The sequence below is a fragment of the Salicibibacter cibarius genome, assembly GCF_016495725.1.
Taxonomy (GTDB): domain Bacteria; phylum Bacillota; class Bacilli; order Bacillales; family Marinococcaceae; genus Salicibibacter; species Salicibibacter cibarius.
Genome location: NZ_CP054705.1, coordinates 3,308,962 through 3,322,003 on the forward strand (window position 1 = coordinate 3,308,962; position 13,042 = coordinate 3,322,003).

Genomic DNA, 13,042 nt, shown 5'->3' on the forward strand with positions numbered 1-13,042 from the left:
TGTGGTACAATAATGACAATAGCGATGCCCACACTTGTGCAAGAAAAACCCGCCCCGTATTTCGATCATGATGGCCTTTGGAAAAAAGTAATCACTGATTTATTTGAGCCATTCATGTTATTCTTCGCTCCCGATCTTTACGAGCAATTGGATTGGAGCAAACAGCCAGACTCACTCGAACAGGAACTTAAACGCTCCTTTCCCGATAAAACAGGGACAAAGTATACGGATAAACTCATGAAAGTTCATCATGAAACAGTTCATGGCGACCGAAAACGAAAGCCAATCGCTCGTTCGGTCGCCATGAGGCAGCCATGCCGACCGAATATCTTTGATACAAGCCTTTTCGGTCACCATGAAGCGGCTATGACGCCCGAACGCTTTCGATTCATGCCATTACGGTCGTCATAAAGCGGTCATGGCGACCGAACACGAGAACCGACCGCTTTTTCGGTCGCCATGATGCGGTAAATTGTCCGTTAGGGGGCCAGAAGCGTTGCCGCCCGAACTACTCCCAAACTTCCAAATGTCTCCATGATTGAGTAATTAATCTACCTCGCACTAGTGTCCAACATTCCTTTGCTATCGGCGCTCTTGGCAGGTATCTTTTTAAAAAAATTTAGGGATGTTCAAATAAATAATTAGTCAATTATGGTAATATACACAAAAGTATCCTTTGTATATGTTTTAATGGTAGTAACAGCAACCAAAAATATAACAAAGGATACTGATACCATGATACAGAAATTATCTAACGGATTCAAAGAAATTATGATAGAAACGATCGACAAATTAAAAAGTTCCGATAAACGCATCGCTTTAGCCAAGATCGCCAAAACCTATGGAGATGGAGGACAAACAGCTGTAGCGGAAACATTTCATGTGAGTAGAGATACGATAAGAAAAGGAAGTTATGAGCTAGAATCAGGGTTTCCAATCACAGATGCTTTTCAAGCAAGGGGTAGAAAGAAAGTCGAAAAAGGCCATCTCCCTCACCTGTTAGAAGATATCCAAGCCATTGTAGATGGCCAAAGCCAAACCGACCCCAGTTTCAACACGACTCAACTGTATACAAGAATGACCATTCAAGAAGTCAGAGATCAACTCGTTCTCCAAAAAGGCTATCAAGATGCAGATTTGCCGACCAACCAGACGTTAAATACCAAACTCCATCAATTGGGCTACCACCTCAAGAAGGTGCAGAAAACAAAACCGGTCAAGAAAATCGAAGAAACCGATGCGATCTTTGAAAATCTCCACGCCACTCATGAAGCTTATCAAGGAGAAAGCAATGCGGTTCGTCTTTCCTTTGATACCAAGGATCGAGTGAAAATCGGACCGTTTTCGAGAGGTGGAAAAAGTAGAGTGCGTGTAGAGGCCGCAGATCATGATTTTGGTCAGACATTTTTATCACTATTTGGAATCCTGGATATGTCCAATGAGCATGTCGAACTCACTTTCACGGCATCGAAAGTGACAGCTGATTTAATCGCTGATCAAATCGAAGCCTATGTTCACAAGTTGCGTTCACAACAGGAGGTGGATACCCTCATCATAAACGCCGATAATGGTCCTGAAAATAACAGTCGTCGAACACAATTCATGAAAAGAATGATTGAGTTTGCGGCTACCTACGACATCAAAGTCATCTTAGCCTATTACCCGCCCTATCACAGTAAATACAACCCAATTGAAAGGGTGTGGGCAGTGCTTGAGCAACATTGGAACGGGGCCCTTTTGAACACACAAGAGATGGTTTTAGGATTCGCTGAGAGTATGACTTGGAAAAAGAAGCACCCTTCTGTCACCCTTGAAGAAAACACCTATGAGACAGGGAAAAAAGTTGAAAAGAACGTAATGGATCAATATGAAAAGATGATTGATCGAGCCAAAGGGATCGGGAAATGGTTTGTGGAGATCCACCCTCATCAGTGTAAGGCAGCGTTATATATGGGCTTAAAGACACAGTGAATAAAATTGGGGGAAAGGGGAGGTGTATGTCCACACGTTAATATTCGTTCTGTAAGCCTAAATATCAATAAATTTGACACGATGAGTGGGGTGTGAATGACAATAAATCCCTCATCATTCGGCCTCGCCCCATTATTGGCTTGTTATTTTTCTTAAATTCCCTTAATCGTTGAGGGTGGATTGGTTCATTCATTGTATTTTCAGGGATTGCACTCATCACGTTTGCATCATACATTATCTAATCAAAACTTTATATAATCTGAAGAGGAATAGGTGATAATTCTTATTCAAATTAAGCGCCCGATTGCCGGTTTTCATTCATCAAATAAATTTTCATCTGGAAAAGCTGCTGTCCAGTGGTAGGGTTGTACTTCTGATAAAGTTTTGAAAACTACCTCATTTCCCGGTACACTAACTGCCACCCTTACATTTGGCCCCCAATAAATTAGCCTTTCCTGGCATACTCCACACGGAGATAAGACTTTGAATTCTGAGTGCTCATCATCACGAACCAAACATATAGAATGAGTTACCTTTTTACCCAGTTTATGAGCCTCAAGGATTGCCCCTGTTTCCATACAGAGTTCAGTAGATGCAACAATGACCTCAGGTGCTATGCTTGTTAAAATGGTTCCATCCTCTAATGCCACTGCTGCAGCACCACCCCAATCTGACGGATATTTTTCCTCAATTAATTCAACAACTGAATTGTATAAGTTCTTCTCTAAATTCATTGCTCTTTCCCCTTTGTCGAACATCGTAACATGATTCTGTACTTAGAATTAAAATATGTTTTATCCGTTAAAATGGCCTTGTTTTTTAGAAGAGCTCAATCCTTCAGCAAACACGCTTATTTAATGATTAAATCTTCTTGTGCTTGCGACCATCACTTTTTATTCCTTTAATTGTTTATTTTTTCGGTGCATAAATATGATGCACTGCACGATTAATATACCAAAACCTGCTACGAAAGCTACGGTAACCCCATGTAAATGAATTGAAAAAGCGCTGGAACCCAATTCATATTCCTCACCCCTTCATATCAAAGCAAATTAAATGCTGGCATTTAACTTTTATTCGATACCATTTTTGATTTAAGATTCGTAAAGTGCCAAATTAAGGATGCATATAAAGAAAGCAAGCTCCGTATGGGAATAATTCTCTGCATAATCTAAATGCATAGTTTTTTTAAATCGTGGTCTTTTGGTATATGAACTACGGATATAAGCTAACCTTGAGCCATCTTCGGAATATAAATAAGCCTCAGCTTTCCCCAATTGCATATAAGGCTTTTTCACACGCAGCTGCTTATTTTCAAAATCAATATCGAAAAAGGTAGCGTTATGTGTCAGGGTATCTGTTGCGTTCGAAGTCATTTTAATAGATCCTATTTTTTCTTTATCTGCATTTTTACTTTGGTGTTGCACAGTCCAATTTCTTTTCCAGTTTTCTTTTCTATTTTCGATTAAAGCAATAGTGATATCACTTACCTTAACCTTATAAGAATTTCTGCCAATAACGTACTTAAAAAGATTTACAGTAGCTAAATAACCCATTTTCTTGCCATCAAATAAAATTTTTTGACGAAATAAAATGGGTTGTAAAGGGCTATTTATTGTTACATCCATGTTGTATATCCTCCGTCGTCTTTATTATGACTGAACATAAGTTGAAGCAGAGTATTCTGTTAAATGATCCGATTACGGTAACTTCCCCCCTTAAAAAAATAGAAAAGCAATGCACCTATGGGCAGGAACATTGCTTCTTGACCGCTCATTCATAGCGATGGATCATAGAGATCCGCCATTCTCCGTCGATATCGGATACGAGGACATCCTCAGTAAACAAGCGCTCGTCGGACCCGGGACGATACTGAACACGCACGATGTAATCATCATTATCTGTCGTGTGCGATAGTAAATCCGGGACTACTTCCTGAATTTCTTCCTCATACAATTCACCCATCGTAACATGCACGTCTTGAAATTGGATGTCACTATCGGATAAAAATTCTGCGTATTGATTGGCATTCATTTGCAGTTCATCATTCCGATACGTTTCGGACAACAACTCAAAAAGTTGGTCATAATTATCATTTTCAAGTCGCTGGTAGTACTCTGCCACAAATGTTTCCGGTGTAAAAAGCTCCCCTCCCTGCGAGGCTGCTGATTGTTCAGAAGACAACGGCGTATGGATGTAGGTGCCAAACACTTCCGGAGTTCCCGCCTGTTCAATGACTAATAAATCTTTGCGGATCACCACATCATCGCTTCCGTACTTCTCCCCTTCTCCTCCTTGATAGTGCCCTTCCAACAGAACGCTTACTATATCGGCTTCTCCTATGTCATGTTCATAAAAATAATGAACAGGAGATGTTTGCTCCTCTTCTAAAGGTTGGATATTTAAACTTTCCATCTGGAAATTCTCAAATTCTTCTAAAATATCTTGGACATCTTGTTCACCGATCCCAAGATCACTCATTCGCTCAACTTCTTCCTCGTCTCCACGATTGATCGCCTCAAAATAATGAGAGAGAAATGATTCCAACGTTTCTTCGCCGTCCACTTCGGCTTCCGCATTTCCTTCATGGTCATCCTCCGGATCTTGTGCAGGTTGTTCTCCCGAGCCGTCTTTATCGATATCATTCGAATTGGAAACATCCGGTGTATGAAAACAAGAAACCGAGAGCAATAAAACGGTGAGTAGCAACAAGCCGTGCCACACCACCTTCATAAACGACTCTCCTCTCTCCTCAGTTGCAATGGTTCGTTTTTGAAAAACAACATGGCCACCTCCATCAATATTGCACGAAGGGGACCACACGATTCACTGCGCTTATATATATTGATCGACAAGCTTTTGCACTTCCTCATCTTCTTCTTTCTGACGCTCATCGCGAACAAGACCGGAAATGGAACGTTTTTGAATAATAAACCGTAAATCGGCCATCAACTGGACCGTATCGATACCGGGGTTCTTGGGGTCATCGTTCACTCTCTCTCGATAACGATCAAATTTAGTGTGATTCAAAAATTTCAATAAACAGTAGTAACAACCTCTGCGTGTTCCTAATTTTAAATATTTATTTTTGATATTTTTTTTGCATATATTACATTGGATATCCGATTTCCTTACATTGTTCAGGCGTATAGATTCAAGTAACCAAACCGATGTTTTTTCTATGTTCCCAACATGAATGGAAAAAACCCCCTTATAGGATAGCTGAGTATGACACAAGATTTTTTACCTCTTTTAAACGTATACTAACCTCTCGGCATTATCAAGTCTTTATTCCAAAAATAGGGACGAAAGCCTAGGGAAATCGGATGACATTCAGTATTTTTGTCTTATAAAATAGGAAAGCCCGCGACGGAAGATCCATCAACGGGCGCGTTTCCCATTATATTATTTTGCCGTTACATTAAGCGTGACGTCGATGTTTCCTCTTGTTGCTTTCGAATAGGGGCAAAACCCATGCGCTTTTTCAACTAATTCTTCCGCTTTTGCTTGATCGACGCCTTTCACGGATACATTTAATTGTACCCCGAGCTGAAAACCGTTATCATTCGGATCTTTGAGCAAGCTCACGGCCGCTTCTGTTTCTGATTCAATCTCTTCTTTATTTTTGCTGGCCATTAAATTCAAGGCCCCATCAAAACACGCGGCATAACCGGAAGCAAACAATTGCTCGGGGTTGGAAACCTCCGATAGTATTTCGTCACCGCTTGGATTCTTTAAGTCAACATCGATGACACCGTTATCCGATTTAACATGTCCATCTCTTCCACCGCTCGCTGTTGCTTTTGTTGTAAAAACTTTATCTGCCATGAACATCAAGTCTCCTTATCTTTTCATTTTGTTCTACTCTATATATTAACGTTCTCGCAACGTTTTAAACCTCTGTTTTACGGAAGTCAGATTTCAAAAGCCGGAGGCAATCCAAAGTAAAGAAATCAGATGTCGGAGAAATAACTCTCGTTTAAAGAGAAAACAGCAGTTTTGAAACGTACAACTTAAATGCTTTTGAGGATAAACCGATAGGACTTGTATTACATATCGCTTTCCCCCGAACGTGCACACCGTACACCCCTTGACTACTTCAGCGTCACCTTGCGTAAAACTGGCGATGGAGTTGACGGACTTGCTCCGCTAGTTCAGGAATAGGGCCGTCTATTGTGGTATCGCGAATAACATCTTGGATCGGCAGATTACGAACGCGCGATCCAGTAACCCCTATTTCATCCAACCATTGTACGAGCTGTTCAGACGAGCTTGCATAAACGATCCGCCCTAAACCAACCCAGCCGTGGGCCGCAGCGCACATGGGGCAATGTTCGCCCGAGGTATATACTGTCGCCTCGCTTCTTTCTTCAGGTGTCATGTTCTCGGCTGCCCACCGTGCCAAAGCAAATTCCGGGTGTTGGGTAGGGTCGCCACTTGCAACGTGGTTATGGTCTTCCGCAAGTACGCTTCCATTGGCTGAGACAAGGACTGAACCAAATGGCTCGTCACCTATCTCCAAAGCAGCTTTTGCCAGTTCGATACAACGTTGCAAATGTTTCAAATCCGAATCACTTATCATAATTGAATGCTCCTCATACTGTTTATTTTTTGCATCGATATTCCGGTCAAAATCCGTATTTTTCATGGGTTTGGATAAAAAACCCAGACAGTACGCAAAAATTTTATTCCATTAGCGTGCTCATTTGCTGAATACAGAAGTTAGCTTGTATAGATTTACAACCTCATTTTGGTCAAATTTGCCAAGACACCCGTTATCATTATAAAGGCATTCAGTAAATGAAGATTATAACAATACTTATTATTACAGAATCGTTTGCGGTAGAGTGACGCCTGTAACCGAAAAGCTGATTAAAAATACCTTATTCAACGCCATTCTCCAAAATTGAAAAGGTGCGTTCATTGCAATCAATCTCGGCCATCGCGCCATACGGCAAAATAAACTTTGGTTCGGTATGGCCGAAATTTAAGTTGTAAAGAATCGGTAAATCGAGCAGATCATTTTCACTCATAACTTGATGAATGACTTCTTTATATTCATTGTAATAATGCTCATCTTGCGGCTTGCCGAAAATGATCCCCTTGGCATTTTTCAAAATGCCTTGCGCAGCATAATTTCGCAACCAGCGTTTGATCATTTCCGGCTTTGTTTTTTCTTCGGATGTCTCAAAGAAAAGGATACTGTCTTCCCAATGGTTGTTATCCGGCCAGATGTCTGTTCCTTTAGCGAACTCCAGTACTTCTATACAACCTCCGATCAAACGCCCCTGTGCAATGCCTGATCCTTGGAGCACTTCATATCCCGAATTCGGCTGCATCTTACGTCGTTGCTGCTTATTTGCTTCATCCCATTCCAGAAACTCACTCGTCCATGTTTTCGCAGGTTGAATGTTGCCAATCCTCTCATCCGAAAAAAGCGTTCGCTGGATCATTTCCACTGTATAATGATCCATTTCCACGTTTTCAGCAAAGTCGGTTAAAATCGCCGGACCATAAAAAGAGACAATACCCGCTTTATAGCAAAACAAATGGGGGATCGTTACATCGGAATAGCCTATAAATATTTTCGGGTTCTCGCGAATCACTTCAAAATCAATATATGGCAGTAAACGAATGCTATCATCACCACCGATATTAGTAATAATTCCCTTAATCGTCTGATCCTTAAACGCTGCCATTAGATCCTCTGCACGTGACTGCGGGTTCTCATAAACGTAATCAGAGCCTTTTAAGCTATTCGGCATAGGCACAACCTGCAGACCAAAAACATTTTCTAATCTTTTTACACCCTGATTATAGCGCCATCTAATATTTGAATCACCTGCCGCTCCCGAAGAAGGGCTTATGGTCGCGATTTTATCCCCTGATCTCAATTTTTCCGGTTTTATTAACAACTGAAAAACACCTTTCTGGCCACGCCTGTTGATTTACCAATAAAATACAAGGAAATCTATACAAAGAGAGACATCCTTTCGTAGAATGTAGGTAGGAAAGCAACACTCAAGAAAGGATGTCTCTCTTGAATAAGTCTATCACATTCCCGAATTTGCTCCAAAACCTTTATATTGATGATGAGTTGAAGCCCTTGTTAGAAAAGGTAGGTTATATCGACACAGCACGAAAATTGGATGTGTTCACGCTCCTTCAATATTTGACCAGTGCTTCTGTCCATGAATGGACCGGCTATCGCCAATCCGCCACGGAAGGTGGATCATACGGCTTGACGGAGGTCGATTACTCGGCTCTGTCGAAAAAAGCCAGACATGTTCCGTATACGATTTTCAAAAAGCTCTTCCATAGGGTCGTATCCATGTGCAATCGCACCACTCGTCGAGCCTTGAATTTGGACAAAGATCTTTTGGTCATTGACTCCACGACGATTACCGTGGGGGAGGGTCGCCTTCCTTGGGCGGTTTATCATGGGAAACGTTCGGGCGTTAAGCTCCACGTGGCTCATAAGCCTTCAACCGGTAGCCCTCTCCAAGTCGAAGAGACCGATGCCTTAAAGCATGATGGACCGGTTGGCGAACAATTGGTCAATGCCGATGATACGCTCGTCGAAGACCGGGCCTATTTTAAGATTAAGCGTATTGATCGATTCATGGATGACGAGCAATCGTTTGTCATCCGAATGAAGGAAAATGTAGAAATCGTTCGACCTCAATCATTAAAACGCCTGCAGAAGGAAGGGTCGCGTGTGACCCGTGATATCACTTGTCAACTCGGCTCTTCCCAAGTTCGCTCCGAGAAAAGGCATCGTGTCGTGTTTTTCCATGATGACTACGGGAATGACATCCGAGTCGTCACTGATCTCACGTATGTCTCTGCGGAAAAAATTGCGGATATCTATCGCGAACGCTGGGCGGTTGAGTCCTTTTTTCGATGGATCAAACAATATTTGAATGTACCCACACTGTTTGGAACCACCCCCAATGCGGTGTTTAATCAGCTTTATGCAGCCCTCATTGCATACGTGCTTTTACGTTGGTTATACCAACGGACGGCGAAAATGCATGTATTCAAGCGTTTGTCATTTATTACGTTTACCAGACACCTTCTTGCTCAAAATTTGCCGGTGGATTGGCTTCAGAAATGGCTGTAATGTTGGAACAGTGGAAACGAATGTATGGGTTAGGTGTGTCATATTATGGATAATCAACAGGCGTGCTTTCTGGCATAACTTTAATGCTCATTTTCATTCAATTAAAACGTCTTTTTCCGGAATAACTGTACTTTACTCGATTACTTCGATAGCTTTTACCTTTCTACGAAAATAGATAAACATTCCAATCCATAAAACAGCTGAAATACCCGTCATAACAGCCGAAAGTATCGTCGTGTTTCCATCGCTGTCTACATGAAAGCCAAACATAAAAAAGGAACGGATATGCCAAGAAACAAATAGTACGTAAAAAACCTAAATTCCTTCATCTTTTTTGCATTTAACTTTAACAGCGTATGCCTTTTAAACAATTGAATGCCTACAATAATTAAAACAATGCCAATCACTATTTCGGTAATAGATATAGCATTTATTTCTCCCTTATTATAGGGCGAGAAAACTCTAAGAGACCAAGAAGAACCATAGCCAGATATAAGCGAAATTTTATATTCTCCTCGAGCGTATATCCATCATCTTGAACCTGTTCCAAGTTAATCCCCTTTTCCTATTCCATTAGCGCGCCTGATTGTTTAACTAAGAGAATAAGCCACATCCATTAATTATTTCATCAGTTGAAGCCAAAGTTGCTTCGAAAATCGTCTTATTATGCTTTTTCATATAGGACTGAACAGCCTTATAACCAACTGCATACCCAGCACAGAAAGGAAGGCCAACAGGTTGGTACCCTTCTTGTTCAGCAACTTCATCACCAAACATATAGCTGCTCACTTCCGCAAATCCTTTTACATCAAGGGCTTCATCAATAACATCGGTTGAATACTCCAATTCCTCTTTATCCATGCTGGTAACCCAAGGTCCTATTTGCTCTTCTCCGTATAATTCTTTTGCAAATGATTCAGCCAGACCTTCTATGACGAGATAATCACCTACTGTTACATTTCCATGATCCCAATCAAAATAAGAAAAACGGATATTGTGATTAAATTCATGAGCTATAACCGCCGGGATTTTCGGCAAATTATACTCATTCGGATATATATTTACCGTGATAAATCCAGGTATTCCCCCAAACCCTGTATAACCTTTCTGCAGTTTTAGTTTTTCAGGATCGGAAACATATAATCCAAATTTCACTTCCTCTGCATTTATCTTCAGCCCTGCACCATTGGCTTCATCTATGCAGTTTTTAATCGTGTTTTCAGCAACTGTATAAGCATTATTGGCTTTTAGAATAGACAATCCCTCTCTAATACTTTTATCATCAGAAACATCAGCAAAGCCAAGCATTTTTGAAGCTATTACAACGTCATAGCCATTTTGTTCTTTTGCTTTTAGGGGAACGTTAATTAAATCCCACATTAGCTTAAATGGCTTCATCATTTCATAACGGAAGTAATCTTTTCGCTTTTCCAAATCCTGAATTTCAAGCAATTCATCATATTGATTTAATGTATCTACAACTTTGTACGTATTCAATTTGATCAACTCTTTTTTTATAAATTACCTTCGGTTATTAGGCTACAGCTTTACGTAACGATAAGGTCAAATATAAAATGATTCTTGTTCAACATAATGGCCTGATCGATATAATCTAATATTACTTTGACCATATAATACCCCTTTAGACACTCAAATCCAAGGGGGATGAAGTTTCACAACTTTTTTATTCGCGGGAATCTTCGTCTTCAGATTTCGCCGGTTCAACCTGAGGGTCACCCACGACCCGATTAACTCATTAGAGGCCGAACGTCCGTGACGTTCGGCCTCTTTATTGCGGCGCATCCCGGGCGCCGTCCTCTATTCTTATTTTTCCTCAAACAAATACGATTTCGAATGATACCGAACGCCGAGAACGAGGCCAAGCGCAAGCAATGAGCTTAACAGCGAGCTTCCCCCGTAACTTATTAGTGGCAATGTAAATCCGGTCACCGGCAACAAGCCAATGTTCATGCCAATGTTTTGGAATACTTGGTACGTAAAAAGGGCAATGACCCCTGCACATAAATACGTGCCAAAGCTATGATGGCTACGGATTGCTGTCATCATAATCTGATAGAACAAAATAAAGTAAAGGGTGATCACAATCGCGGTTCCGATAAAGCCCGTCTCCATCCCAATAACGGCAAAAATTAAATCAGTATGGGCCTCGGGAAAATAGACATTGTGCTCGGAACTTCCGGTCAAGCCGCCCGATCCGATCGCGGTCATCGCTTGTGCTACTTGGAAACCATCATCCGAGTATTCCAGCGGCTGTAGCCATCCGTGAAAACGATTGGCTTGATAGTCTGCCATATGGTCAAACAAGAACCGTTGCACAAGCTCCGGAAAACGAAAATAAGCAACGATAAATGCGCCAAACAACAACGCGGGAATGCCATATAAAACGGAGAGCAACTTGTAGGAAATCCCGGAAACTAAGGTTAATCCGATGGCGATCGCGAACATCATCATGATCATCCCCGTGTCCGGCTGAAAATATAATAAAATAATCGGCGGGAGAATAACAGCTCCCATTTTCGCAAGTAACCATATATCCGACCGGAACTCTTTAGGCGTGAACATGTTGTTATGCCGATAAATAACCGAACTGAGGGTAATAATGACAAACACTTTCATAAACTCCGACGGTTGAATGTTAACCGGGCCTACGTTAAACCACCTTGTTGCCCCCTCTGTTTCCGGAGCTATACTGTCAGGCGCAAGCAGCAACACGACTAACATAAATAACCCAAAACCGTAAAAAATCCAATGCAAATTCAAATAATACTCAAAATCAAAGTGTAAAATGACAAATGCTATAAGAAATGCGACGATATAAAATATGATTTGCATAATGACAAAATTTGTATCATATTGCTCCTGCTGTTGAGCCAAATAGACATAAAAACAACTCACGACAGCAAAAATGAACAGTACGAACATCATATTGATATCGTATTGCTTTTCGTTATTGTATGGTTTCACGTCTTCATCCCCTGTTTATCTTTCAATTCTGTTCCAATCATACATCAATTTCTTACAATCGTACATGAACAAATAAAGAAAAAACCGACCACTGTATGTAGCCGATCTTCATGCTTTCATTTTTCCTTCGGAATGTCAAACATCGTAGATATCGTTACGAATTCATATCCTTGGTCTTGCAATTCCGGAATGATGTCACCCAATGCTTCGGGCGTTTGGATCTCCTGCGTCCAATCACCGCCGTCATGCATGAGCAAGACGTCCCCGCCATCGGTGGCATCCAACACATTCGCAGTTATTTCATCCGCGGGGATTTGTTCCCAATCCATGGAATCGACCGACCATCCGATGACTACGTTATCCAAGGCCGCTAGCCGCTCCGTCTGCTCTACCGTTATATTGCCATACGGCGGGCGAAACAGACGCGGGCGATACCCGATCGCATCTTCAATGACCTCCTCCGTCTGTTCCACTTCCCACTGTACTTGCCCCACGCTTTCCTCAGCCAGGTTTGGGTGCCAGAAGGTATGATTGCCAACGTCGTGCCCTTCCTCATCCATCCGCTCTAAAAATTCCGGATAAGCTTCCGCCCGTGCCCCCATGACAAAAAAAGTAGCCGGGACATCATAGGCTTCTAGGGTATCAAGGATAGGCTCGGTAAAACGGGGATCAGGTCCATCGTCAAACGTAAGCGCAATCTGGTTGCTCGCAGGGTCTCCCTGAAAGAAAACGATGCCTGGAAATTGCATTTGCAATTCAGCAATGGAAACAGGGTCAGGGTCCCGAACGTCTTCCTCATTGCCGCCACACAAAGACGGGGGTTCGTCATCATCGGCCTGTAACACACCTGATCCCATACATAAGCATAGGAAAGGCAACATAATGAAAAAAACCCATTTTTTCTTCACAAACTTGCCCCTTTCCGTATAAACTTTTTCTTAGTATGGACAAGGAGTTTGTTTG

Annotated in this window: 12 protein-coding genes and 1 pseudogene; 3 read left to right on the forward strand and 10 right to left on the reverse strand. The window is 41.7% G+C overall.

Annotated features, from left to right (window positions below):
• The first annotated feature begins 12 nt into the window (after window positions 1-12).
• Together HUG15_RS16810 and HUG15_RS16815 are read left to right on the forward strand one after the other, a co-directional pair.
• Window positions 13-411, forward strand: coding sequence for a hypothetical protein (locus HUG15_RS16810; protein WP_200124194.1), 399 nt, complete (start codon window positions 13-15; stop codon window positions 409-411).
• 324 nt (window positions 412-735) lie between these two features.
• Entirely contained in the window at window positions 736-1,971 is a 1,236-nt protein-coding gene (locus HUG15_RS16815; RefSeq protein WP_200124195.1) for an ISAzo13 family transposase, read from the forward strand.
• Window positions 1,972-2,285: 314 nt separating this feature from the next.
• Here HUG15_RS16815 and HUG15_RS16820 read toward each other — a convergent pair whose 3' ends face one another.
• From HUG15_RS16820 to HUG15_RS16850, 7 genes are all read right to left on the reverse strand, one after another.
• A complete protein-coding gene (locus tag HUG15_RS16820; protein WP_200124196.1) occupies window positions 2,286-2,705 on the reverse strand; it encodes a cytidine deaminase in 420 nt (139 codons plus the stop codon).
• Window positions 2,706-3,065: 360 nt separating this feature from the next.
• Window positions 3,066-3,599, reverse strand: a complete 534-nt coding sequence (locus HUG15_RS16825; protein WP_200124197.1) for a hypothetical protein — start codon at window positions 3,597-3,599, stop codon at window positions 3,066-3,068.
• Between the two features lie 145 nt (window positions 3,600-3,744).
• The gene (locus tag HUG15_RS16830; RefSeq protein WP_200124198.1) at window positions 3,745-4,704 is read right to left on the reverse strand and encodes a hypothetical protein; all 960 of its coding nucleotides are present in this window, start codon (window positions 4,702-4,704) and stop codon (window positions 3,745-3,747) included.
• A gap of 102 nt (window positions 4,705-4,806) precedes the next feature.
• Window positions 4,807-5,010, reverse strand: coding sequence for a hypothetical protein (locus tag HUG15_RS16835; RefSeq protein WP_211202251.1), 204 nt, complete (start codon window positions 5,008-5,010; stop codon window positions 4,807-4,809).
• A gap of 366 nt (window positions 5,011-5,376) precedes the next feature.
• Window positions 5,377-5,799 (reverse strand): organic hydroperoxide resistance protein, encoded by a 423-nt coding sequence (locus HUG15_RS16840; protein ID WP_200124200.1) that lies wholly within the window; start codon window positions 5,797-5,799, stop codon window positions 5,377-5,379.
• A gap of 277 nt (window positions 5,800-6,076) precedes the next feature.
• On the reverse strand, window positions 6,077-6,553 hold the full coding sequence (locus HUG15_RS16845; protein ID WP_200124201.1) for a nucleoside deaminase: 477 nt from the start codon (window positions 6,551-6,553) through the stop codon (window positions 6,077-6,079).
• Between the two features lie 301 nt (window positions 6,554-6,854).
• A complete protein-coding gene (locus tag HUG15_RS16850) occupies window positions 6,855-7,886 on the reverse strand; it encodes a S66 family peptidase (protein WP_200124202.1) in 1,032 nt (343 codons plus the stop codon).
• A 125-nt stretch (window positions 7,887-8,011) separates the two neighbouring features.
• On the opposite strand from HUG15_RS16850, the pseudogene HUG15_RS16855 reads away from it, so the two are divergent.
• Window positions 8,012-9,147, forward strand: a pseudogene (locus HUG15_RS16855) (IS4 family transposase).
• A gap of 541 nt (window positions 9,148-9,688) precedes the next feature.
• Here HUG15_RS16855 and HUG15_RS16860 read toward each other — a convergent pair.
• The 3 genes from HUG15_RS16860 to HUG15_RS16870 form a co-directional block, all read right to left on the reverse strand.
• Window positions 9,689-10,591 carry a DUF2268 domain-containing putative Zn-dependent protease gene (locus HUG15_RS16860; RefSeq protein WP_200124203.1) on the reverse strand — a complete coding sequence of 301 codons (903 nt, stop codon included), beginning with the start codon at window positions 10,589-10,591 and terminating at the stop codon, window positions 9,689-9,691.
• Between the two features lie 327 nt (window positions 10,592-10,918).
• A complete protein-coding gene (locus HUG15_RS16865) occupies window positions 10,919-12,079 on the reverse strand; it encodes an FtsW/RodA/SpoVE family cell cycle protein (RefSeq protein ID WP_200124204.1) in 1,161 nt (386 codons plus the stop codon).
• Window positions 12,080-12,195: 116 nt separating this feature from the next.
• Window positions 12,196-12,987 carry a polysaccharide deacetylase family protein gene (locus tag HUG15_RS16870; RefSeq protein ID WP_246516376.1) on the reverse strand — a complete coding sequence of 264 codons (792 nt, stop codon included), beginning with the start codon at window positions 12,985-12,987 and terminating at the stop codon, window positions 12,196-12,198.
• Between the last annotated feature and the right edge of the window lie 55 nt (window positions 12,988-13,042).